Origin of the sequence: Pseudomonas fitomaticsae, from assembly GCF_021018765.1 — a bacterium.
Lineage (GTDB): Bacteria > Pseudomonadota > Gammaproteobacteria > Pseudomonadales > Pseudomonadaceae > Aquipseudomonas > Aquipseudomonas fitomaticsae.
The window spans coordinates 1,701,415-1,724,456 of the sequence record NZ_CP075567.1; the positions used below are offsets into that span (position 1 = coordinate 1,701,415).

Consider the following 23,042-nt stretch of genomic DNA (forward strand, 5'->3'; position numbering starts at 1 on the left):
ATTACTCCCCTTTGCCGCCGGCGGCTTTGTCAGCTGCCTGAGCGGGGGCCGGGTTCTTGTTGCCGACGTTGGTGGCTTCGGTCGGTTTGACCTCAACACCCGGTTTGACGAATTGCAGCCCTTCGGTGATCAGACGATCGCCGGCCTTCAGGCCGTCTTCAATCAGCCACTGGCTGCCGACGGTACGGCTGGCCTTGAGCTGGCGCAGTTCGACCTTGTTGTCCGGGCCGACGACCAGTGCGGTCGGGGTGCCTTTGAGGTCGCGGGTCACGCCTTGCTGCGGTGCGAGGATCGCGGCGCTGTTCACACCGGCCTGCAACTGCGCGTGGACGAACATGCCCGGCAGCAGAGTGTGATCCGGGTTCGGGAACACGGCGCGCAGGGTCACGGAACCGGTGGTCTGATCAACCGACACTTCGGAGAATTCCAGCTTACCGTCGAGCTTGTACTGGCTGCCGTCTTCCAGGGTCAGCTTGACTGCTGCGGCGTTGTCGCCGGCCTTCTGCAGACGACCGCTTTCCAGTTCGCGGCGCAGTTCCAGCAACTCGACCGAGGACTGGGTGACGTCGACGTAGATCGGGTCCAGTTGCTGGATCACGGCCATCGCATCGGTCTGGCCGCTGCTGACCAGCGCGCCTTCGGTCACCGAAGAACGGCCGATACGACCGGAGATCGGTGCGTAGACCTTGGTGTAGCGCACGTTGATCTGTGCGGTCTGCAACGACGCTTCCGATTGCAGGCGGTTGGCCACGGCGGTGTCGTATTCCTGACGGCTGACCGCCTGCTCGTCGACCAGTTGCTTGTAGCGGTCGGAGATCGACTTGGTCGAACGCAGGTTGGCTTCGGCGCTTTTCAGGGTCGCTTCATAGACCGACGGATCGATCTGATACAGCTGCTGGCCGGCTTTGACATCGCCGCCTTCCTTGAACAGACGCTTGAGAATGATGCCGTTGACCTGCGGACGAACCTCGGCGATGCGGAACGCGCTGGTGCGGCCCGGCAGTTCGGAAGTCAGGGTAAAGGCTTGTGGTTGCAGGGTGACGACGCCGACCTGAGGAGGTGGTGCGGCGGGAGCCGCCTCTTCCTTTTTACATCCGCTGAGCAGCGATGCCAGGGCGACGGCAGTGACCAGAGCGGTAACAGCTGGCTTGAATTGCATGAAGATCCTCGGGTCAGGCGCGCGAAAAGCGCACAAGAAGTGTGGAAGGGTAAAAAAGGGGTTCCGGGTGGATAAGTAGCTTGCTAAGGAATATACTTACGTTCATGGTTGTTTGTAAACACCTTGGCGTCGTATCCACCCTGTTACAAAAGTCGTCGCAAGGTCTGAAATTGTAGGCCGGGGAGCCGATCCGCGAGAGATCAACCCTTTTTTATTCAGCGGATATTCAGCCATCCCTGAAACATCCTGTTTGAGGTTTTACTGCCATGGTCCGTCGTACCAAAGAGGAAGCTCAGGAAACGCGCAGCCAGATTCTCGAAGCGGCCGAGAAAGCCTTCTATGAGCGGGGCGTGGCCCGCACGACCCTGTCGGACATCGCCACCCTGGCCGGGGTGACGCGCGGTGCCATCTACTGGCACTTCAGCAACAAGGCCGATCTGCTGCAAGCGATGCTCGATACCCTGCATGAGCCGCTGGATGAATTGGCCAAGGCCAGCGAAAGCGAGGACGAACCTGATCCGCTGGGCTGCATGCGCAAATTGCTGATTCATTTGTTTCATCAAGTTGCACTGGACCCGAAGACCCGGCGTATCAACGAAATTCTGTTTCATAAGTGCGAGTTCACCGATGAAATGTGCGATCTGCGCCAGCAGCGCCGGACCGCCAGCCTCGATTGCAATGTGCGGATCGCGCTGACATTGAGTAATGCGGTCAATCGTGGGCAGTTGCCGGCAGACCTCGATACCGCCCGGGCAGCCATCAGCATTCACGCCTATATCGATGGCCTTCTTTATGGATGGCTCCTGGCGCCGGACAGCTTCGAACTGTACGCCGAGGCCGAGCGCTGGGTCGATACCGGGCTGGACATGCTGCGCCTGAGTCCCAGCCTGCGCAAATGAAACAAAATTCGTTATTGGATCAGTTCGTGTCAATGACGGAGGAGGGTGAAGATCCTTGTTCACTCGCCCCGCTGCAATGGGATGCTTTTATATACCTCTGCGGCGCGGGTTGATATGTAGCGAGCTACGTATTTTGTAGGGATTTTGTGTCGAGCCTGTGAACGAAAGTGAGTGGCTCGCCCACCCGGCGACCAATAAAAAGCCCCCGACTCTCGCGAGTCGGGGGCTTTTGTGTTTCTGCGGTGTGGCTTACAGCGTCGGGTAGTCGAGGTAACCGACCGCGCCTTTGCCGTAGAAGGTTTCCGGGTGCGGTTCGTTCAGCGGCGCGTCGGCCTTCAGGCGGGCTGGCAGGTCCGGGTTGGCAATGAACGGGATACCGAATGCCACGGCGTCAGCCTTGCCCTCGGCCAGCCACGCGTTGGCGCTGTCCTTGGTGAAGCGCTCGTTGGCGATGTATGCGCCGCCGAAGGCTTCTTTCAGTTGTGGGCCGAGGCTGTCGGCGCCTTCTTTCTCGCGGGAGCAGATGAAGGCAATGCCACGCTTGCCCAGTTCGCGAGCGACGTAGGTGAAGGTTTCGGCCAGGTTGTCGTCGCCCATGTCATGGGAGTCGGCGCGCGGAGCCAGGTGCACGCCTACACGGCCGGCGCCCCAGACTTCGATCGCCGCGTCGGTCACTTCCAGCAGCAGGCGGGCACGGTTTTCCAGGGAGCCGCCGTAGTTGTCGGTGCGCTGGTTGGTGCTGCTCTGCAAGAACTGGTCGAGCAGGTAACCGTTGGCACCGTGGATTTCCACGCCGTCGAAACCGGCGGCCTTGGCGTTCTCTGCACCAACGCGGTAGGCGTCGACGATGTCGGCGATTTCAGCGGTTTCCAGTGCGCGCGGGGTTGGATAGTCGGCCAGTGGCCGAACCAGGCTGACGTGGCCTTTAGGCTGGATGGCGCTCGGTGCAACCGGCGCTTCGCCGTTCAGGTACGACGGGTGGGAAACCCGGCCGACGTGCCACAGTTGCAGGACGATCTTGCCGCCAGCCGCGTGAACGGCCTTGGTCACGTTGGTCCAGCCGCGCACCTGATCGTTGGACCAGATGCCCGGGGTGTCCGGGTAGCCGACGCCCATCGGGGTGACCGAGGTGGCTTCGCTGAGGATCAGGCCGGCCGAGGCGCGTTGTACGTAGTACTCGGCCATCAGCGCGTTGGGTACGCGGCCTTCGTCGGCGCGGCAGCGAGTCAGCGGCGCCATGATGATGCGGTTGGACAGCTCGAGGTCGCCCAGTTTGATCGGATCGAAAATTGTTGCCATGAGATACAACCCTCGTGAGGTAAGTGAGTGAATCAGTTAGCGGTGGCCAGCTCGGGATTGCCGTTCTGGCGGAATGTGATCAGGGTCACCAGCAGGGCCAGGACCGCGAGTGCTGCGGCAGCAAGAGGCACGCTGGTCAGGCCGTAGCCATGGGCGATGACGCTGCCGCCGACCCAGGCGCCGAGGGCGTTGCCGACGTTGAAGGCGCCGATGTTCAGGGTCGATACCAGGTTCGGTGCGGCCTGGCCGTAGGTCACGACATTCACTTGCAGGGCCGGCACGGCGGCGAAACACGCGGTGGCCCAGAGGAACAGGGTGATCTCGGTCGGGATCAGCGCGATGCTGGTCCAGGTCAGTACGGTGGAGGTCACGGCCATGGCGATGAACACGCCGATCAGCGTCGCGGCGAGGCCCTTGTCAGCCAGTTTGCCGCCGATGATGTTGCCGACGGTCAGGCCCAGGCCGATGAGCATCAGGGTCCAGGTCACACCGCGGGGCGAGACACCGGTGACATCGCCCAGCAGCGGCGCAACATAAGTGAACAGGGTGAACACCGAGGCGGCGAACAGCGCGGTCATGCTCAGGGACAGCCAGATTCCGGCGCCTTTGAGTGCAGCCAGTTCGGCGCGCATGTCGAGTTTTTCTTCGTCACGCTTGGCCGGCAGGAAGCGGATCAGGCCGATCAGCGCGATCACACCGATCACGGTCACTGCCCAGAAGGTCGAGCGCCAGCCGGCTTCCTGACCGAGGGCGGTGCCCAGCGGTACGCCGAGTACGTTGGCCAGGGTCAGGCCGGTGAACATCAGGGCTACGGCCGAAGCACGTTTGTTCGGCGCCACCAGGTTGGCTGCGACCACCGAACCGATGCCGAAGAACGCTCCGTGGCACAGAGCGGTGACGACCCGGGCGAACATCAGCACCTCGTAGTCAGTGGCGATGGCGCAGAGCAGGTTGCCGACAATAAAGATGCCCATCAACGTTACCAGTGCAGCCTTGCGCGGCAGTTTTGCAGTGGCCATTGCCATGAACGGTGCACCAATCGCCACGCCCAGGGCGTAGCCGGTCACCAGCCAGCCGGCGCCGGGGATCGACACACCGAGGTCAGCCGCGACATTGGGCAGCAGGCCCATGATGACGAACTCGGTGGTGCCGATGGCGAAGGCGCTCAAGGCGAGTATGAGTAGCGAGAGGGGCATCGTTTGATCCTTTTGGCTGGCTGACGTTAAGGGTCAGAGCTCTTTGCTGAGGGTGCTGAGGAACGCCTGGATCACGTCCTCGTTGCGTTTGAAAAAGTGCCACTGGCCGGCTTTCTGGCTGCTGATCAGTCCTGCCCGTTGCAGGGTGGCCAGGTGGGCGGAGACGGTCGACTGCGACAGGCCGCAACGTTGATCGATCTGCCCGGCGCAGATGCCGTACTCGTGGTTGTGGATCTGTTCCGGAAACTGGGCTTTCGGGTCTTTCAGCCAGTTGAGGATGTCTCGCCGTACTGGGTGTGCCAGGGCTTTTATTATTTCGTCGAGGTCAATGTTCATGGCTGGGTGCTCGTGATGTGTGTAGCGCTATATCGCGATGAGGCGAACTTTAAATCGGTACTTCGCGATATACCAATATGAATTTGATCTGATGACCGCATAAATCGGTATATCGGGTTATAACGATATGTAAGGTGTAAACAAACGCGGGCGCGGTGCTAAGCTGCGCCCATGAACTATCTCGCACATTTACACCTCGGTGGCCAGCGCCCCGGTCAACTGCTCGGCAGTCTGTATGGCGATTTCGTCAAAGGGCGGCTGCAAGGGCAGTTCGAGCCGGAGATCGAAGCGGCAATTGCCCTGCATCGACAGATCGATGTGTTCACCGATCGCCATCCGCTGGTGGACGCCTCACTGGCGCGGTTTTCCACGACCCGCCGCCGTTACGCGGGCATCGTTCTCGACGTGTTTTTCGATCATTGCCTGGCCCGGGACTGGACGCTGTACGCCGACCGTCCGCTTGGCCAATTCACCACCGACGTTTACCGCGTGCTGTCCAGCGAGCGGCAATTGCCCGAGCGCCTGGCGAAGATCGCCCCGCACATGGTGGCCAATGACTGGTTGGGTTCGTATCGGGAATTCGAAGTGCTTGAACAGGTATTGCGCGGGATTTCCCGGCGCCTGACCCGGCCCGAAGAACTGGCGGGGGCGATGGAGGAATTGCGCCGGTTGTATGAACCGTTGAGCGAGGACTTTCGTTTGTTCTACCCACAGCTGCAGGACTTTGCAGGCCGGCAGCTGTAGGCAGACGCCGCCGATCAGGCCGCGATCAGATCGCGGGCGTGTTGCGCTTCGACCGGTTTGAGCACATCGCCAAACAACGCTTTCTGCACTGCCTGCTGCGCCTCGAACGCCAGTGCCGCGCGCTCCCGGCCCTGGCAGGCAATCGGCTTGAGCAGATGGATCTCGACATCGCCGCAGTCGTTGCTGAACAGGCGCATCAGGTGCGACAGCAGATCATCGTCACCAATGAACGGCGCCAGCGAATCGATCTTGCCCTCGCGCAGATAACGGATCGCCACCGGTTGCAGCTTCACCTCGGAATCAATCGCCGCCGACAGCAGGCGACCATGAAAGGTACGCAGCGAGCGACCGTCGGTGGTGGTGCCTTCCGGGAACATCAGCAGCGGATGATCGGTTTGCAGGTGACGGGTCATCTGCTTGCGGATCAGCTGGCTGTCGCCCGAACCGCGACGGATGAACAGGCTGCCGGCCTTCGCTGCCAGCCAACCGGCCACCGGCCAGGTGCGCACTTCGGCCTTGGACAGAAACGACAGCGGCGTGAGCATGCCCAGCAGCGGAATGTCGGTCCACGACACATGGTTGCTGACCCACAGCATCGGCTGTTTCGGCAGCTCGCCATGCACGGTCACGCGAAAGGGCAGGGCATTGCTCAAACGCGCCATGAAAAACCGCGACCAGCGCTGCCGACGCTCCATCGAATGGGCCAGCCCCAGACGTTCGAATACTCCGAAGACACTGGCCATGCTCAGGCCCAGTGTCACCACCAGCAGCACTCGCGCAATTCGCGCGTACACCCGCAGCCGGCTCATTACACGGCCGCCTTGAAGTGCTTGGCGTAGCGCGGGCAGAGTTCGTCGCGCTTGAGCAGGATGAACACGTCGGCGACCTGGAAGTCTTCGTCCCAGCACGGCTCGCCGCAGATCTTCGCGCCCAGGCGCATGTAGGCCTTGAGCAGCGGTGGCATTTCGGCGATCACGTTCGACGGAATGTCGAGGCTCGGCAGCGGGTTCTTCGGCTCGGCGCGCAGGTGTTCGGTGCACAGATAGCGTTCGCGCAGGCGCTGCATGATCGCGTGGGCCTGTACGCCGCCGTCCTGCATCGGGATGCTCGCGCAGCCCATCAGATAGCTGTAGCCGCCCTGATTGAGGACTTCGGCCAGTTCGCCCCACAGCACGGCGATGGTGCCGCCGTTGCGGTAGGCCGGATCGACGCAGGTGCGACCGATTTCCAGGATCGGGCCTTTCAGACCGGCGAGGCCGTGCAGGCTGAATTCTTCTTCGCTGTAGAACTTGCCCAGGCTGCTGGCGGCGGTGTGATCGAGCAAACGGGTGGTCGCCACCAGGCGACCGGTGTTCAGGTCACGCACGCCGATGTGGCTGCAGTGAACATCATAGTCATCCATGTCCAGACCCAGCTCCGCGCCGTTCAGCTTGGCGTTGAACTCGCCGCTGAACACGTTGAAGCGCAAGGCCTGGGCTTGCTGCAAGGCCTCGGCGCCGATCAGGCGTTCGGCTTGCAGGCGGCGTTCATTGCCGGTGTCGCTGATGCGGGCGATCTGAGTCATGTGAATCTCCGTACGGGCCTTGAACCCGTCATGGGTTGCAGCCGATCGACTTTCTTTATGCAGCCGTGTTGTGCAAAGTCAGGCTATGTAGCCCCGGTGTCATCGCCATGAATGTTTGGTGATGCTTATATGACAGCCCACGAGGAGCCTCTGATGACCTGGTCGACCCTGCTTGAATGTCGCGAACGCCTGCCCGCTGTTGCCGACCTGGCGGAGGGTTTCGCCACGCTGCTGCATCAACTGGGCAGCGTGACGCCGTTCGAACTGGCGGTGGCGGGAGGGCGGCGGATGGCGACGCCGGGGCTGGCGTTTCTGGTGGGTTATCAGGCGGCGTTGCGCATGCTCTGGCCGAGCGCGCCGCCAAGCCTCGGCGCTTTGTGTGCGACCGAGCAGCGCAGCCTGCGCCCGGCGGACATGCAGACCCGGCTCACGGATCTGCGGCTCACCGGGCAAAAAGATTTCGTCACCGCCGGCGATGCGGCGGACTGGCTGCTGATCGCCGCGCGCAGTGAGCAACCCGGCGAATCACCGCGCCTGAGCCTGGCGGTGGTGTACCCCGGCGAGCCCGGCGTGCGGGTGGAAAAACTCCCGGCGCTGCCGCTGATGCCGGACATCAGTCATGGCCGGTTGCATCTCGACGATGCGTTGTGTGAGTTACTCGCGGGGGATGGTTGGGATGCCTACGTCAAACCGTTCCGCACCCTTGAAGACGTTTACGTGTTGAGTGCAATGACCGCGTGGTTGTACGGCGTCGGTCAGGACAGCGGCTGGCCGCAGCCGTTGCAGTTGCGTTTGCTGGCGCTGTTGGCCGGGTGCGCGGAAGTCAGTCGCCAGCCGCCGAACAATCCCGCCGGGCATGTGTTGCTCGGCGGATTGTTTGCGCAGTTCGACGGGCTTAAAGCGGAAGTCGATCAGGCACTGCGCGACGGCAATCCCGAATGGGCGGCGATGTGGCAGCGCGATCAATCGGTCATGCAACTGGCGGCGGGTGCGCGGGCCAAACGCCTGACCAAGGCGTTGGCGGCCAATCAAAACACATCTGTCATGAACGCCGGCTAGTCTTCTCAGGTTCATCCCCAGAGCCCTCATCATGTTCAAAGGCCTGTCCCTGTTTCTGCTGTTGATCAGCTTCACGGTTCAGGCCGAACAATGGCCGGGCGAGCAATGGCCGATCGGCCCGAAACTCACTGGCCCGGCCGTCGATGCATTGGAGGCCTACGCCTTCCCGACCCGCGATGACAGCACCCGCAAAGGCCTCCGCACCGACGCCTTGCTGGTGATCCGTGACGGTCAGGTCATCTACGAACGCTACGCCGCCGCGACCACCGCCGACACCCCGCACCTGACCTGGTCGATCAGCAAAAGCCTGATGGCCACGGTGCTCGGCGTGGCCTACGGCGAAGGCCTGTTCAAGCTTGACGACCCGGCGGCAACGTTCTACCCGGCGCTGGAAAAACACCCGGCCATCACGATCCAGGATCTGCTGCACTGGGCCTCGGGCATCGACTGGCAGGAAGACTACGAATACGCCCCGCTGAAATCCTCGGTGGTGGCGATGCTCTACACCCGTGGCCACCGCGACATGGCCGCCTTCACCGCGAATCACGACAGCTACGCGCTACCGGGTCAGGCGTTCCGCTACTCCAGCGGTGACAGCAATCTGTTGGCGGCGGCGCTGAAAACCATCGTCGGCCCACAGCGTTATCCCGACTATCCGTGGACAGCACTTTTCGATCCCCTGGGCATTCGCCATGCCACGTGGGAAACCGATGCCACAGGCACCTTCGTAGCCTCTTCCTACGCCTATATGACCGCCCGGGATCTGGCGCGAATCGGTCTGTTGATGGAACGGGACGGACGCTGGAACGACCGGCAGTTGCTGCCCAAGGATTGGGTCGCCTTCAACCGCCAACCCTTCGCCGGCTACAAGGCCCATCAGGACGAAGCCGTGCCCGGCGGCCAGTGGTGGCTCAATCGCCCGGCGGACGGTGCCGCCTCGCCATGGCCCGACGCCCCCCCCGATACCTTCGCCGCCCTAGGCCACTGGGGCCAGGCGCTGTACGTGATCCCGAGCGAAAACCTGGTGATCGTGCGCTACGCCGATGACCGCGACGGCAGCTATCGCCACAACGAATTGCTCAAGCGCGTGCTCGGAGCGGTGCGGCCATGAAACTGTTCAAACGAATCCTGCTGGTGCTGTTGGTCGTGCTGCTGGGCTGGGGCTGGCACGAGCGCGAAAACCTGTGGGCCTTCCCGGACATCATCAGCGCCTACACCGCCAAGGAATATTGCTCGTGCCGTTACGTGATGAACAACGACGCTGAATATTGCCGGGGCTACGTGAAGCAGTGGTTGCCCAGCGAACTGACCGATGACCGCACGCAAAAAATCGTCACCGCCAGCGGCCTGGGACGCAGCAACAGCGCCCAATGGCAAGGCGAACGACAAGGCTGTCGTCTGCCGCCGTGATCTGTGGCGAGGAAGCAAGCGCCCTCGCCACAGGAATGTGCATTGCAGGAACTGCCAGTTTGCAATGTCGCTCAGGCCAGTTAAGGTTCGTGCAGGTTTATCGGCCCCACGAGTCTTCAATGTTCAACCGTTCTCTGTGCAACGCCTTCGCCGGCCTGCTGCTGGGCGCCGCTGCGCTGCCGGCCCAGGCCAACTGGTATCTGGACGGCGAGTCGTCGCGGCTGTCGTTCGTCAGCACGAAAAACGCCAACGTGTCTGAAGTGCAGCGCTTTCTGGTGCTGCACGGCAAGGTCGATCCCGACGGCCGCGCCGTGGTCGAAGTCGAACTGGACTCGATCAACAGCGGCATCCCGCTGCGCGACGAGCGCATGCGCAAGGAACTGTTCCAGATCGAGCAATTCCCCGAAGCGACCATCACCACCCAGATCGACCTGCGCCCGATCAACGATCTGGCCCCCGGCGCGCAGCTTGAATTGCGCCTGCCGCTGACCGTCAACCTGCACGGCAAACAGCATGAATACCCCGCCGAACTGCTCGCCACGCGCCTCGACGACCGACGCTTTCAAGTGGTGACCCTGGAGCCGCTGGTGATCAGCGCCGAGGATTTCGATCTGCTGCCGGGCCTGGAAAGTCTGCGCAACATGGCCGGCCTGTCGGCCATCAGTCTGTCGGTGCCGGTGGGTGCGGTGCTGATCTTCACGGCGCGCTGACATGCGCGGCGCGGTGTTTCCGTGGCGTGATGGCAACCGCTTCGAGCTGTTGATCGACGGCCCGCAATTCTTCCCGCGCATGCTCGACGAGATCGCCCGTGCCCGCGAGCAGATCGAACTGGAGCTGTATCTGGTGGAAGCCGGCGCCTGTGCCGAAACCATCGTGCAGGCGCTGGTGCTGGCGGCGGAGCGGGGCGTGCGGGTGCGTTGCCTGTTCGACGATTACGGCAGCCTCGCGTTCACCCTCACGTTACGCCGGCGGCTGACCGGTGCCGGGGTCGAGCTGCGTTTTTACAACCGGCTGCACTGGCGGCGCTGGGTCGGCAATTTCTATCGCGATCACCGCAAGCTGTTGCTGGTCGACCAGCGTCTGGCGGTGGTCGGCGGCACCGGGGTGACCGATGAATTCTGGACGCCGGGCCACGACACCAGCGAATGGCACGAGGTCATGGTGGAGATCACCGGCCCGCTGGTGCTCGACTGGCAATTGCTGTTCGACCGCCAATGGATCGCCAATCGCCATCGCCGGGCCTGGCGGCCCAACGCGCATTTCGGCCTGCCACGGCTGCCCCGCGTGCCGGACACGGGCGAGGGCATGGGCCGCGTGGCCTACGCCGACGCCCGCCAGCATCGCGACATTCTGCAATCGCTGTTCCGCGCACTGAACAGCGGCCAGCAGCGGATCTGGCTGGCCACGCCATACTTCCTGCCGACCTGGAAAATCCGCCGTTCCCTGCGCAAGGCCGCCGCCCGAGGACTCGACGTGCGCCTGCTGCTGACCGGGCCGCGCACCGATCATCCGTCGGTGCGCTATGCCGGGCATCGCTACTACCCGCGCCTGCTCAAGGCCGGGGTGAAAATCTACGAATACCAGCCGTGTTTCCTGCACCTGAAAATGGTGCTGGTGGACGATTGGGTCAGCATCGGTTCGTGCAATTTCGATCACTGGAATCTGCGCTTCAATCTTGAGGCGAATCTGGAAGCGCTGGATCCGTCACTGACGGCAGCGGTGGCGGCGAGTTTCGAGAAGGACTTCGGCCTGAGTCAGCAGGTGAGTCTGGAGGAATGGCAGCGCCGGCCGTTGTGGCGGCGGGTGAAGCAGCGGATCTGGGGCTGGGTGGATCGGGTGGTGGTCAACTTGCTGGATAGACGCGGTTAGTTGCTACACAGAAAACTCTGTGGGAGCTGGCAAGCCAGCTCCCACAGGTTTTGCAGCGCTTGGCTAATTACAGCAACTCAAAGCTCTGCTGCGTCACGTCCTGGGAATCCAGGCCGATCTGCACGTTGAACTTGCCAGGCTCGGCCGCGTACTTGAGCTGGGCGTTGTAGAACTTCAGGTCATCCTCGGTGATGGTGAAGTGCACGACCTTCTGCTCGCCGGCCTTGAGCATGATTTTCTGGAAGTTCTTCAGCTCCTTGACCGGGCGGATCATCGAACCGGTCACGTCCTGAATGTACAGCTGCACCACGGTTTCGCCGTCGCGCTTGCCGGTGTTCTTGACCATGACACTGGCGTCGAGCTTGCCGGTGGCGTTCAGGGTGGTCGAGGACAGCGCCATGTCGCTCAGGCTGAAGTCGGTGTAGCTCAGGCCGTAACCGAACGGGAACAGGGGACCTGTGGTGTCATCGAAATACTGCGAGGTGTAGTTGCCCGGTTTGCCCGGCGTGAACGGCCGGCCAATGCTCAGATGGTTGTAGTAGGTCGGGATCTGGCCTACGGAACGCGGGAAAGTCACCGGCAGTTTGCCCGACGGGTTGTAGTCGCCGAACAGCACGTCGGCGATGGCGTTGCCGCCCTCGGTGCCGCTGAACCAGGTTTCCAGAATCGCGTCGGCCTGTTCCTTCTCCTCGAGTATGGTCAGCGGACGGCCGTTCATCAGCACCAGCACCAATGGCTTGCCGGTGGCTTTCAGGGCACGGATCAGCTCGCGCTGGTTTTCCGGGATGTTCAGGTCGGTGCGGCTCGACGATTCGTGAGACATGCCACGGGACTCGCCCACCGCTGCAACCACTACGTCGGCGTCCTTGGCAGCTTTCACCGCTTCGTCGATCAGCACGTTGGCCGGACGTGGGTCATCGACCACTTCCGGGGCGTCGAAGTTGAGGAAGTTCAGGTAGTCGAGAACCTTCTTGTCGCTGGTGATGTTGGCGCCACGGGCGTAGATCAGGTTCGCCTTGTCGCCGATCACATTGCTCATGCCGTCGAACAGGGTCACCGATTGCGCCGGACGACCGGCGGCAGCCCAACTGCCCATCATGTCGATCGGGGCCTTGGCCAGCGGGCCGACCAGCGCGACTTTGGCGGTTTTCTTCAGCGGCAGGGTTTCGTTCTGGTTTTTCAGCAGCACCAGGCTGCGACGCGCCACTTCACGGGCGTCGGCGCGGTGCAGGCGGCTGTCGGCGTAGGTGTCGGCCGGATCGTCTTCGGCCTTGCCGATGCGCAGGTACGGGTCCTTGAACAGGCCCATGTCGTACTTGGCGGCGAGCACTTCACGCACCGCGTTGTCGATGTCTTTCTGTTCGATCTCGCCGGACTTGAGCAGCCCCGGCAGCTCTTTGCCGTACAGGGTGTCGTTCATGCTCATGTCGATGCCGGCCTTGATCGCCAGCTTCGCCGCTTCACGACCGTCGCGGGCCACACCGTGCTTGATCAGTTCGAAGATCGCGCCGTGGTCGCTGACCGCCAGGCCCTTGAAGCCCCAGTCCTTGCGCAGCAGGTCGTTCATCAGCCAGGTGTTGGCGGTGGCCGGGATGCCGTTGACCGAGTTCAACGCCACCATCACGCCGCCGGCGCCGGCATCGATCGCTGCGCGGTACGGCGGCAGGTAGTCCTGGTACATCTTCACCGGGCTCATGTCGACGGTGTTGTAGTCGCGACCACCCTCGACCGCGCCGTACAGGGCGAAATGCTTGACGCTGGCCATGATGCTGTCGGCCGCGCTCGGGGTCTCGCCCTGATAGGCCTTGACCATGACTTTGGCGATGCGCGAGGTCAGGTAGGTGTCTTCACCGAAACCTTCGGAGCTGCGGCCCCAGCGCGGATCGCGGGAGATGTCGACCATCGGCGCAAAGGTGATGTCGAGGCTGTCGGCGGCGGCTTCCTTGGCGGCGATGCGCCCGGACTGGCCGATGGCGTCCATGTCCCAGCTCGATGCCAGGGCCAGGGGAATCGGGAAAATCGTACGGTGACCGTGGATCACGTCGTACGCGAAAAACATCGGGATCTTCAGGCGGCTGCGCATGGCAGCGTCCTGCATCGGACGGTTTTCCGGGCGGGTGATCGAGTTGAAGGTGCCGCCGATGTTGCCGGCGGCGATCTCTTTGCGGATCAGCTCGCGGGGCATTTCCGGGCCGATGCTGATCAGGCGCAACTGGCCGATCTTCTCGTCGAGGGTCATTTGTTTCATCAGGTTACTGATGAACGCGTCCTTGTTTTCCAGGGGTACCGGGGTCGTGGCGGCCAGTACTTGATGACTGGCCAGGCTGACGAACAGGCCCAGCAAACACAGCTTCTTCATGAATAGTTTTCTCAAGGGCCTAAACGGCGTTGCATTGCCGGCCAGCCAAAATTTAGGGAGCGACTATTGTTGTTCGGGTGCTGATTCAGAAAACGACAGCCGAATGTACGTCGAACGTTTCGGCGACGTGATCGCGCAGGGCCTCTTTTTAGCCCATCGGCCCGCTGCAATCCAGTGGCGCGGGCGATTATGCCCCAACCGCCGGCTGAGAATGTTTCGCGATTCATTATTCATGAAATGTGCAAGGGAGCACCCGTCCGATGAATGTCAGTCCTGTCTACCGCTCGCGTTTGCAGGTCGCCACCTTGCTGGTGCTGGCCACGTTGTTGACCGCTTGCGGGATCAACAACATCCCGACCCTCGACGAACAGGCCAAGGCTGCCTGGGGCCAGGTGCAGAACCAGTACCAGCGGCGCGCCGACCTGATCCCCAATCTGGTGGAAACCGTGAAGGGTTACGCCAAGCATGAAGAGGAAACTCTGACGGCAGTTATCGAGGCCCGGGCCAAGGCGACGTCGATCCAGGTCGATGCCAGCACCCTCGACAACCCGGAAAAACTCAAGCAGTTCCAGCAGGCCCAGGATCAACTGACTGGTGCCTTGAGCCGGTTGATGGTGGTGTCCGAACGCTATCCGGACCTGAAGGCCAACCAGAACTTCCTCGCCCTGCAATCGCAACTCGAGGGCACGGAAAACCGCATCGCCGTGGCCCGACGGGATTTCATTCTGGCAGTGCAGAAGTACAACACCGAGATCCGCACCTTTCCCGGTCGCCTGTGGCACAGCGTGATGTACAGCGATCTGCCGATCCGCGAGACCTTCGAAGCCACCAGCCCCGGCGCGGACAAGGCCCCGGAAGTGAAGTTCTGAGCCGGTGATGCCCATGCGTGTGTTGAAGATGGGCCTGGTGTTGATGCTGTGGCTGTTCGCCGTCAGCGCCCGGGCCGAGTTGACCTTTCCGGCGCTGACCGGGCGGGTGGTGGACGACGCGCAGATGATCGAGCCGTCGGTGCGCGCGCAACTGAGCCAGCAGTTGCAGGCCCACGAACAGGCGACCGGCGAGCAGTTGGTGGTCGTGACGTTGCCAAACCTGCAGGGCGCCACCATCGAGGACTACGGTGTCGAGCTCGGCCGGCACTGGGGCATCGGTCAGAAGGACAAGAACAACGGCGCCCTGTTGATCGTCGCCCGGGACGAGCGCAAATTGCGCATCGAAGTCGGCTACGGGCTGGAGGACCGGCTGACCGATGCCCAGAGTTCGGTGATCATCCATCAGGTGATCACGCCGTCGTTCAAGGCCGGCAATTTCAGCAAGGGCATCAGCGACGGCGTGGCGGCGATGCTGGTGGTGCTGGGCGGCAATCCGCTGGACGAACCGTCCACGGTGTACGAATCGGCCGGCGATCCCGCGGATGATTTCGTCTCGCGGCACCCGGCGTTGTTCGTATTTCTGGTGATGTTGTTCATCCTGACTGTTTTTGTCTGCCAGATGCTCGGTATCCTTCCCGCCGGCCGGGGCGGCTCCGGAGGAGGGGGCGGCTTTGGTGGCGGAGGTTTCGGCGGCGGTGGAGGCGGGGGCTTCAGCGGCGGCGGTGGCAGTTTCGGCGGGGGCGGGTCCTCCGGCGGCTGGTAATAACAATAATGAGCAGGCACTTCACGACATGGCATTACTGACTGAACACGAACAACGCAAGGTCGCCGAGGCCATCGCCCGGGTCGAGCGCGACACCGACGCCGAACTGGTGACGGTGCTCGCGGCCCGCGCCGACGACTACGCGTACATCCCGCTGCTGTGGGCCAGCCTGCTGGCGCTGGTGGTGCCTGGCATCGTGCATTACCTGACCGGCTGGCTGACGATGCACAGCCTGTTGCTGGTGCAGTGGGTCAGTTTTGTCTTGCTGTGCCTGGTGTTTCGCCTGCCGAAGGTCACCACCCATCTGATCCCGCGCCACGTCCGCCACTGGCGTGCTTCGAACCTGGCGCGGCGGCAGTTTCTCGAACAGAACCTGCATCACACGGTGGGCAGCACCGGCATGCTGATTTTTGTCTGCGAGGCGGAGCGGTATGTGGAAATTCTGGTGGATGAAGGGATTTCCAAAAGGCTGGACAACAAAAGCTGGGACTCGATTGTCGCGGCTTTTACCGAGCAGGTGCGGCAGGGGCAGACGTTGCAGGGCTTCGTTACTTGCATCGAGGCGTGCGGCGAGTTGCTCAAGGTGCATGTGCCGGTGACGCAGGTGAGGAATGAATTGCCCAATCGCCTGGTGGTGCTGGGATAAGCCGTTCGGGAAATTAGCCGTGCCCTCGAACGCCATCCCCCCTAAACTAGCGGCCATTCCCGATTTGCCCGTCCGAGGCCGCTTTTTCCCATGTCCGTTACCGCTCCTTCCGCATCTGCCAAACCGGCGCCCGATCACCACGCCCGGTTCATCGAGCTGCTGCAAACCAGCCTCGAACAGAACGGCTTCATCAAACTGGTGCTGGCCAAGTATGTCGGCGAAGAAGCGGACCTGCAGCGGATCATCATCAAACCGGTGACGGTCAAGGCGCAGCCGTGCCTGTCCTTCGTTTATCGCTACAAGACCCGCGACATCACCAAAAACCTGCCGCTGGACGAAGCGGTGGCGACGATTGCCGGATTGCTGCCGGCGGCGTTCAAAAATGCGCATTTGCTGGCGCTGACTGACGAAGCCCAGCTCGAATACAGCAAAAAGGGCAAGAGCTCGCTGTTCATGAGCAAACCCCAGCAATTGCGCGAAGTGCCATCCGCCGAGCATAACCGCGAGAAAAACCGCTTCCTCGATCTGAACCGGCCGTTCCTCAAGGATCTGGGCGTGACCAATGCCCAGCACGAGCTGATCCCGGCGATGTCGCGCAAGTGGAAGCAGATCAACAAGTTCATCGAAGTGTTCAGCCACGCGCTGACCTCGTCGCCGCTGGCCCTGGACAAACCGGTGCGGGTGGCGGATTTCGGTTCGGGCAAGGGTTACCTGACGTTCGCCATTCATGACTATCTGCGCAACACACTGAAGGCCGAGGGCGAAGTCACCGGCGTCGAACTGCGTGAAGAGATGGTCAACCTGTGCAACACCGCCGCCGCGAAGCTCGAACACCCGGGGCTGGTGTTCAAATGCGGTGATGTGCGCAGCGTGGCGCCGAGCGAGCTGGACGTGATGATCGCCCTGCATGCCTGCGACATCGCCACCGACTACGCGATCCACACCGGCATCCGCTCCGGCGCCTCGATCATCATGTGCTCGCCGTGCTGCCACAAACAGATCCGCTTGCAGATCCAGAGCCCGGCACTGCTCAAGCCGATGCTGCAATACGGCCTGCACCTGGGCCAGCAGGCGGAAATGGTCACCGACAGCTTGCGTGCGCTGTTCCTTGAGGCCTGCGGTTACGAGACCAAGGTGTTCGAGTTCATTTCCCTGGACCACACCAACAAGAACAAGATGATCCTCGCCGTGAAGCGCGCCGAGCCGGTGGACCCGACTCAACTGCTGGTGAAGATTCAGGAGCTGAAGGCGTTCTACCAGATCAGCGAGCACTGCCTCGAAACCCTGCTGCTCGCTGACGGTTTGCTGAAGCTCAAGGCTTGAGCTGAACCCCGGCCGGTAAGGTGCCCGGTTGCGCCGGGCGCACCGCGGTCTTGCGCCCGAGCATCACCGTCGCGATCACCCCGCAAGCGAACAGCCACGTGATCGGCTCCACGTGTTCCCCGAAGAACAGCGCGGAAAACGCGATGGTGAAGAAGATCTGCAACAACTGGATCTGACTGACCCGGGCAATGCCACCCATGGCCAGCCCGGCGTACCAGGCGAAGAAGCCCAGGAACTGCGAAAACAGCGCGACATAACCGAAGGCCCACCAGGTTTTTGACGACACCGCGCCTTGATGCTGAATCGCCAGATACAACACCGGGCCGATCAGCAGCGGCGTCGACAGCACCAGCGCCCAACAGATCACCTGCCAGCCGCCCATCTCCCGGGCCAGACGCCCGCCCTCGGCATAACCCAGACCGCCTACCGCAATCGCACCCAGCATCAGCAAATCCCCGGCCTGAATGCTGCCGGCACCGGTGTACAACGCGTAGCCCAGCACCAGCGCACTGCCCAACGCGGCGCAGGCCCAGAAGGCTTTCGACGGGCGTTCATGGGACAGCCACGCGGCGTACAGCGCCACGCACAGCGGCTGCAAACCATTGACCAGCGCACCATGGGACGCCGGCAAGGTCTGCATGGCCCACGCCGACAGCACCGGGAAACCGAGAATCACCCCGGCGATCACCAGGCTCAGGCCTTTGACTTGCTTCCAGGTCGGCCATTTTTCCCGTCGCCACAACAGCAGCGCCGCTGCCGGAATCGCCGCGAACAACGCGCGGCCGAGGCCATTGAGCAGCGGGTGCAGTTCCTGCACCACGATGCGGGTGAAGGGCAGGGTAAGGCTGAAAATCACCACGCCGAGCAGGCCGAGGGCCATGCCGGTGTTTTCGCGCGAAGACATGAGGGCAACCAGATTCGAAGGTGACAGGAAGGTGTCTTCATCTAGCCACAAACCATGGCAATCGGGCTGTTACAGCTGAGCGCAGAGTTATCCATACAGTTTGCGAACGCGATCGCGGTCCTTGGACTACTGTGAATATTCCTGTGCATTCACCAGAGGAGTCCTGCCCATGGCCGCGAAAAAGATTCTGATGCTGGTCGGCGATTACGTCGAAGACTACGAAGTGATGGTGCCGTTCCAGGCCCTGCAAATGGTCGGTCACACCGTCCACGCCGTGTGCCCGGACAAGGCCGCCGGCAAGACCGTGCGCACTGCGATCCATGACTTTGAAGGCGACCAGACCTACAGCGAAAAGCCCGGTCACCAGTTCGCCCTGAACTTCGATTTCGCCAAGGTCGATGCCAAGGATTACGACGCGTTGCTGGTGCCCGGTGGTCGTGCGCCGGAATACCTGCGGCTGAACGAAAAAGTCCTGGAACTGGTGCGAGCCTTCGACAAGGCCGGCAAGCCGATTGCCGCTGTCTGTCACGGCGCGCAACTGCTGGCGGCGGCGGGGATTCTCGAAGGTCGCGAGTGCAGCGCCTATCCGGCCTGCGCTCCGGAAGTGCGGCTGGCCGGCGGCACCTACATCGACATCCCGGTCACGGACGGCCACGTCCAGGGCAACCTGGCGACCGCGCCCGCCTGGCCGGCGCACCCGAACTGGCTGGCCGGTTTCCTCGGGTTGCTTGGAACCAAAATCACCCTGTGACACCTCGATAAGGAGAAACACCATGTCCGGATGGTATGAGTTGAGCAAAAGCAGCAACGGCCAGTACAAGTTCGTGCTGAAAGCGGCGAATGCCGAAACCATTCTGACCAGCGAGCTGTACACCAGCCGCACGGCCGCCGAAAACGGCATTGCCTCGGTGCAGACCAACAGCCCGCTGGACGAACGCTACGAGAAAAAATCGACGAAGGACGGCCATCCTTACTTCAACCTCAAGGCGGCCAATCACCAGATCATCGGCAGCAGCGAATCCTATTCATCCGACGCGGCGTGTGCCAAAGGCATCGCCAGCGTCAAGGCCAACGGGCCGTCCAAGGTGATCAAGGACAAAACCCTGCCTGTCCTTTGAATCCAGCACAAAACCCTGTGGAAGCCCGGCTCCCACAGGGTGTGTGGCCTGAAATCAGCTCAGGCTTTTGAGAATGGCCTGCAACTGATTACGCCCGGCCTCGCTCAGCGGGAACACCGGCAAACGCGGATCGCCGATTTCCAGATCGGTGAGTCGCAGACCGGCCTTGATCGTCGCCGGCAAGCCGCCCTTGAGAATGAAGTCCAGCAGCGGCAACTGGCGGTAGAACAGCTCCCGCGCCTTGCCCAGATCCCCTGCCAGTGTGGCTTCGTACAGATCCAGGTTGAGTTGCGCAATCAGGTTCGGCGCCGCCGTGCACCAGCCCTTGGCCCCGGCGGCGAACGCTTCCAGCGCCAGCGGGTTGCAGCCGTTGTAGAACGGCACCCGGCCTTCGCCGAGCAGTTGCAGCTTGTGCATGCGCTGGATGTCACCGGTGCTCTCCTTGACCATGGTCACGTTTTCCACGCCGTTGACGATGCGCAGGATCAGCTCCACCGACATGTCGGTGCCGCTGGTGGCCGGGTTGTTGTAGAGCATGATCGGCACGCCGATGCTGTCGCCGATGGCGCGGTAGTGGGCGAGGATTTCCGCTTCGGTGAGCTTCCAGTAGGAGGCTGGCAGCACCATCACCACGTCGGCGCCGTGGGCTTCGGCGAAGCGTGCGCGGCGTACCGCTTTGGCGGTGGTCAGGTCGGACACGCTGACCACGGTCGGCACACGCTTGGCCACGTGCTTGATGCTGAACTCGGCGACCTGGTCCCACTCTGCATCGCTCAGGTAGGCGCCTTCGCCGGTGCTGCCCAGTGGCGCGATGGCGTGGACGCCGCCGGCGATCAGACGGTCGATGGAGCGGCCCAGTGCCGGCAGATCAAGACCTTCGCCATTGGCGCCGAACGGGGTGATGGTGTAGCCGATGATGCCGTGAATGTTGGACATGAGAGTGCTCCGCAAGGATGAGGTGTTCAGTTCAGGCAATCGGCGTGCTGACGCAGGTTCTGCCGGGCGTAGTAGTTGAAGGCCGCAGCGTGGCGTTTGGGTTTGGAGACCCAGTCATGGGCCTCGCGACCCAGCTCGGGAATGATCGGTTTGATCGTCCCGGCAGCCATCGCCAGCAATTGCAGTTTGGCGGCGCGTTCGATCAGTTGCGCGATGACACAGGCTTCCTCGATGGTCGCCCCGGTGGACAACTGACCGTGATGGGAAAGCAGGATCGCCCGTTTGTCGCCCAACGCACCGGCAATCAATTCGCCTTCTTCGTTGCCCACCGGCACGCCCGGCCAGCCTTCAAGGAACGCGCAGTCGTCGTACAGCGGGCACAGATCCATGTGGGAAATCTGCAGCGGCACTTCCAGCATCGACAGCGCGGCAATGTGCGTCGGGTGAGTGTGGATGATGCAGTTCACGTCCGGCCGGGCGCGGTACACCCAGCTGTGGAAGCGGTTGGCCGGGTTGGCCATGCCGTGGCCTTCGAGCACTTCCAGGTCTTCGTTGACCAGCAGCAGATTGCTCGCGGTTATTTCGTCGAAACCCAGGCCCAGTTGCTGAGTGTAGTAAGTGCCCGGCTGCGGGCCCCGGGCGGTGATCTGCCCGGCGAGGCCCGAATCGTGGCCGTTCTCGAAGAGGATCCGGCAGGTCAGGGCCAGCTTTTGCCGGTCTGTCCACGTATTATCCGCCAGGCTTTTTTGCATCTGGGTCAGCGCTTGCTTGACCAGTTCGTCTTTGGGTAGTGCTAATGTCTTCGCCATATCCGTGTCCTGTGGTGGTTGCCATGGATGACACTTAAGAGGCTATATGACACTTTGTGTCATTTGCAAGGACAAATCGTCTTTCCTTTGCTGGATTAATCGCTTCGCATGTCTATCCGTTTGAAATTATTGAGAAAAAAACTTGGCGTAACCCTTGAGGCGCTGGCCGAGAAATCCGGCATGACCAAGAGTTATCTGTCGAAGGTCGAGCGCGGCTTGAACACGCCGTCGATTGCCGCCGCGCTGAAACTGGCCAAGGCGTTGAACGTGAAAGTCGAGGAGCTGTTCTCCGAAGACAACGTCAGCCTCGACAGCTACAGCCTGGTGCGCAGCCACGAGCGCCAGTCGCTGGCGGCCAACGATCACAGCCCCGGTTACGCGGTGCTGGCCCATCAGGTCAGCGAACGCAGCCTGCTGCCGTTCATCATCTACCCGCCGAGCGAATTCACCGACAAAACCTTCAAGGAACATTTGGGCGAGGAGTTTCTGTTCGTCCACGAAGGCCAGGTCGAAGTGGACTTCGTGAACGAACGGGTGCTGCTGGAACGGGGTGATGCGCTGCACTTCAATGCGCAGAAACCCCATCGCATCCGCTCAGTGGGCGAGGTGCAGGCGCAGTTGCTGGTGGTGGTGCACAGCGGCGAGGAGTGATCAGACCTCGACCGGTACCGACAGCTTTGGATTCCCTAGCGCATGGCTCTTGGAATCAAAGAACCGCAACTCGACGCCCGTGCCCTCGAACAGCTTCGCGTAGTGGCGCTTCTGGTGCTGGATGAACGCCGCGCTGCGCGGGTAGATCGAGATCGCCACGGTTTTCGGTTTCGCCAGACGCAGAGCGCGCACGAGGTGGCTGTCCTGCTCGCCGAGGGCGTGGCCGAAGATGCACAGGTTGTCGCCGTGACCGAGTAACTGGTCGTAGCAGAACGACAGGTAATCGGAACTGCGGATGGTTTTGAGCTTGTCGGCGCTCGGCCCTTCGTTGACGAACAGCGGCACGTCGTCGAGTGTCTTGATCGTGTTGTTGATCGCGAAACTGCCGAGCAGCGTGCCCTCGGTGGCGGTCAGTTTGCGCGCGGTGCCGTCCTGGTTGCGCACCAGATGCAGACCGCCGTGCAGGTACAGCAGACGCGGTTTTTCAGAGCTGCTTTCGCAAAGATCGAAACTGGCGTCGGGGCCGTTGAACAGGTCGTCGATCGCTTCGCCCTGATGTTGCAGAGCCCAGTAATTGAGCAGGTCGTAATTGGTGGTGAACACCGTGCGATAGCTCGCCAGCTCGCTGTTCAGGGTCGCCAGGGTCGAGGCTTCAATCAGCCGCCACGGGATGTGTACCGCGTGCACGGTGTTGATCAGCGCCTCCTTGATTGCGTAATAGCGGTTGCGCGGCGCGGCCGAGCTGACGGCCAGTGCCTTGTTGACCCGGCTGGTGGTTTTCAGCGCGCCGAGTACCTGCTCGAAACTGCGCGTCTGCATCGCGTCGAACACGCTCAGTTCCGACGGGCTCAGGGGCTTTTCTTCCACCGTGCGGGCGTTTTCGAACAGCGAGTCGTAGCCGAAATCGTCCCACACTGCACGACTGGCGCCGTTGCCCAGCAGCAGACCGCTGAAGTCGGTGGTGGCGCGCAACGCGTTCCAGTCTTCGAGTGTGGCGTCGACATCCAGAAAATCGGTCATTGCAGGGCACGTCTCAAAACAAAGGGCAGATGGGCGGCGACTTTATCACGAGCGGGCATTGAGCCAGATCAACATCCGCCGTGACCGATCGGTCGATCCTGTGTGTATC

The 23,042-nt window shown here is 62.1% G+C and carries 25 protein-coding genes; 14 read left to right on the forward strand and 11 right to left on the reverse strand.

Going from position 1 to position 23,042, the window contains the following annotated elements:
• Position 1: 1 nt before the first annotated feature.
• Positions 2 to 1,159, reverse strand: a complete 1,158-nt coding sequence (gene emhA, locus KJY40_RS07595) for an efflux RND transporter periplasmic adaptor subunit EmhA (protein WP_085748207.1) — start codon at positions 1,157 to 1,159, stop codon at positions 2 to 4.
• 266 nt (positions 1,160 to 1,425) lie between these two features.
• On the opposite strand from emhA, the gene emhR reads away from it, so the two are divergent.
• Positions 1,426 to 2,058, forward strand: coding sequence for an efflux system transcriptional repressor EmhR (emhR, locus tag KJY40_RS07600; protein WP_007957850.1), 633 nt, complete (start codon positions 1,426 to 1,428; stop codon positions 2,056 to 2,058).
• Between the two features lie 249 nt (positions 2,059 to 2,307).
• On the opposite strand, the gene KJY40_RS07605 is transcribed toward emhR, so the two are convergent.
• The 3 genes from KJY40_RS07605 to KJY40_RS07615 are packed head-to-tail and all read right to left on the reverse strand — an operon-like array spanning position 2,308 to position 4,889.
• Positions 2,308 to 3,357 (reverse strand): alkene reductase, encoded by a 1,050-nt coding sequence (locus KJY40_RS07605; RefSeq protein ID WP_115076835.1) that lies wholly within the window; start codon positions 3,355 to 3,357, stop codon positions 2,308 to 2,310.
• A gap of 32 nt (positions 3,358 to 3,389) precedes the next feature.
• Positions 3,390 to 4,553, reverse strand: coding sequence for an MFS transporter (locus KJY40_RS07610; RefSeq protein ID WP_230735915.1), 1,164 nt, complete (start codon positions 4,551 to 4,553; stop codon positions 3,390 to 3,392).
• 33 nt (positions 4,554 to 4,586) lie between these two features.
• Positions 4,587 to 4,889: an ArsR/SmtB family transcription factor gene (locus tag KJY40_RS07615; protein WP_007957866.1), complete on the reverse strand. Its 303-nt coding sequence runs from the start codon at positions 4,887 to 4,889 to the stop codon at positions 4,587 to 4,589.
• Positions 4,890 to 5,060: 171 nt separating this feature from the next.
• On the opposite strand from KJY40_RS07615, the gene KJY40_RS07620 reads away from it, so the two are divergent.
• Positions 5,061 to 5,633, forward strand: coding sequence for an acyl carrier protein phosphodiesterase (locus KJY40_RS07620; protein WP_230735918.1), 573 nt, complete (start codon positions 5,061 to 5,063; stop codon positions 5,631 to 5,633).
• A gap of 14 nt (positions 5,634 to 5,647) precedes the next feature.
• On the opposite strand, the gene KJY40_RS07625 is transcribed toward KJY40_RS07620, so the two are convergent.
• Both KJY40_RS07625 and olsB read right to left on the reverse strand, forming a co-directional pair.
• Positions 5,648 to 6,442 (reverse strand): lysophospholipid acyltransferase family protein, encoded by a 795-nt coding sequence (locus tag KJY40_RS07625; RefSeq protein WP_011332835.1) that lies wholly within the window; start codon positions 6,440 to 6,442, stop codon positions 5,648 to 5,650.
• Positions 6,442 to 7,197 (reverse strand): L-ornithine N(alpha)-acyltransferase, encoded by a 756-nt coding sequence (olsB, locus tag KJY40_RS07630; protein WP_230735920.1) that lies wholly within the window; start codon positions 7,195 to 7,197, stop codon positions 6,442 to 6,444. Before olsB ends, KJY40_RS07625 begins: the two co-directional genes overlap by 1 nt.
• A 153-nt stretch (positions 7,198 to 7,350) precedes the next feature.
• Between olsB and KJY40_RS07635 the strand changes: the two genes are divergently transcribed.
• The 5 genes from KJY40_RS07635 to KJY40_RS07655 all read left to right on the forward strand — a co-directional run bounded on the left by KJY40_RS07635 (position 7,351) and on the right by KJY40_RS07655 (position 11,535).
• Entirely contained in the window at positions 7,351 to 8,256 is a 906-nt protein-coding gene (locus KJY40_RS07635; protein ID WP_230735921.1) for an acyl-CoA dehydrogenase family protein, read from the forward strand.
• 31 nt (positions 8,257 to 8,287) lie between these two features.
• Entirely contained in the window at positions 8,288 to 9,367 is a 1,080-nt protein-coding gene (locus KJY40_RS07640; RefSeq protein ID WP_230735923.1) for a serine hydrolase domain-containing protein, read from the forward strand.
• A complete protein-coding gene (locus tag KJY40_RS07645; RefSeq protein WP_230735925.1) occupies positions 9,364 to 9,666 on the forward strand; it encodes an amidase in 303 nt (100 codons plus the stop codon). Before KJY40_RS07640 ends, KJY40_RS07645 begins: the two co-directional genes overlap by 4 nt.
• 119 nt (positions 9,667 to 9,785) lie before the next feature.
• Entirely contained in the window at positions 9,786 to 10,376 is a 591-nt protein-coding gene (locus KJY40_RS07650) for a YceI family protein (protein ID WP_085605441.1), read from the forward strand.
• A gap of 1 nt (position 10,377) precedes the next feature.
• On the forward strand, positions 10,378 to 11,535 hold the full coding sequence (locus KJY40_RS07655) for a phospholipase D-like domain-containing protein (protein WP_230735927.1): 1,158 nt from the start codon (positions 10,378 to 10,380) through the stop codon (positions 11,533 to 11,535).
• Positions 11,536 to 11,602: 67 nt separating this feature from the next.
• Here the strand turns inward: KJY40_RS07655 and bglX are convergent, their stop codons facing one another.
• Entirely contained in the window at positions 11,603 to 13,894 is a 2,292-nt protein-coding gene (gene bglX, locus KJY40_RS07660) for a beta-glucosidase BglX (protein WP_230735929.1), read from the reverse strand.
• A gap of 260 nt (positions 13,895 to 14,154) precedes the next feature.
• On the opposite strand from bglX, the gene KJY40_RS07665 reads away from it, so the two are divergent.
• The 4 genes from KJY40_RS07665 to KJY40_RS07680 all read left to right on the forward strand — a co-directional run bounded on the left by KJY40_RS07665 (position 14,155) and on the right by KJY40_RS07680 (position 17,495).
• On the forward strand, positions 14,155 to 14,763 hold the full coding sequence (locus KJY40_RS07665; RefSeq protein WP_007957897.1) for a LemA family protein: 609 nt from the start codon (positions 14,155 to 14,157) through the stop codon (positions 14,761 to 14,763).
• Between the two features lie 13 nt (positions 14,764 to 14,776).
• Positions 14,777 to 15,526, forward strand: coding sequence for a TPM domain-containing protein (locus KJY40_RS07670; protein ID WP_230735931.1), 750 nt, complete (start codon positions 14,777 to 14,779; stop codon positions 15,524 to 15,526).
• A gap of 28 nt (positions 15,527 to 15,554) precedes the next feature.
• Complete coding sequence (locus KJY40_RS07675; RefSeq protein WP_230735933.1) at positions 15,555 to 16,172, forward strand: TPM domain-containing protein; 618 nt, start codon at positions 15,555 to 15,557, stop codon at positions 16,170 to 16,172.
• Positions 16,173 to 16,262: 90 nt separating this feature from the next.
• Complete coding sequence (locus tag KJY40_RS07680) at positions 16,263 to 17,495, forward strand: class I SAM-dependent methyltransferase (protein ID WP_102685893.1); 1,233 nt, start codon at positions 16,263 to 16,265, stop codon at positions 17,493 to 17,495.
• Here KJY40_RS07680 and KJY40_RS07685 read toward each other — a convergent pair.
• The gene (locus KJY40_RS07685; RefSeq protein WP_230735935.1) at positions 17,485 to 18,399 is read right to left on the reverse strand and encodes a DMT family transporter; all 915 of its coding nucleotides are present in this window, start codon (positions 18,397 to 18,399) and stop codon (positions 17,485 to 17,487) included. The genes KJY40_RS07680 and KJY40_RS07685 overlap by 11 nt on opposite strands.
• Before the next feature lie 169 nt (positions 18,400 to 18,568).
• On the opposite strand from KJY40_RS07685, the gene KJY40_RS07690 reads away from it, so the two are divergent.
• Together KJY40_RS07690 and KJY40_RS07695 are read left to right on the forward strand one after the other, a co-directional pair.
• Positions 18,569 to 19,150, forward strand: a complete 582-nt coding sequence (locus tag KJY40_RS07690) for a DJ-1/PfpI family protein (RefSeq protein ID WP_085605454.1) — start codon at positions 18,569 to 18,571, stop codon at positions 19,148 to 19,150.
• 22 nt (positions 19,151 to 19,172) lie between these two features.
• Entirely contained in the window at positions 19,173 to 19,517 is a 345-nt protein-coding gene (locus KJY40_RS07695; protein WP_011332849.1) for a YegP family protein, read from the forward strand.
• Positions 19,518 to 19,571: 54 nt separating this feature from the next.
• Here the strand turns inward: KJY40_RS07695 and KJY40_RS07700 are convergent, their stop codons facing one another.
• A complete protein-coding gene (locus KJY40_RS07700) occupies positions 19,572 to 20,453 on the reverse strand; it encodes a dihydrodipicolinate synthase family protein (protein ID WP_230735937.1) in 882 nt (293 codons plus the stop codon).
• A gap of 26 nt (positions 20,454 to 20,479) precedes the next feature.
• The gene (locus tag KJY40_RS07705) at positions 20,480 to 21,262 is read right to left on the reverse strand and encodes an aldolase (RefSeq protein ID WP_115076854.1); all 783 of its coding nucleotides are present in this window, start codon (positions 21,260 to 21,262) and stop codon (positions 20,480 to 20,482) included.
• 108 nt (positions 21,263 to 21,370) lie between these two features.
• Between KJY40_RS07705 and KJY40_RS07710 the strand changes: the two genes are divergently transcribed.
• Entirely contained in the window at positions 21,371 to 21,913 is a 543-nt protein-coding gene (locus KJY40_RS07710; protein ID WP_085611647.1) for a helix-turn-helix domain-containing protein, read from the forward strand.
• Here the strand turns inward: KJY40_RS07710 and KJY40_RS07715 are convergent, their stop codons facing one another.
• The gene (locus KJY40_RS07715) at positions 21,914 to 22,933 is read right to left on the reverse strand and encodes a DUF4917 family protein (RefSeq protein WP_230735939.1); all 1,020 of its coding nucleotides are present in this window, start codon (positions 22,931 to 22,933) and stop codon (positions 21,914 to 21,916) included.
• Positions 22,934 to 23,042: the final 109 nt, after the last annotated feature.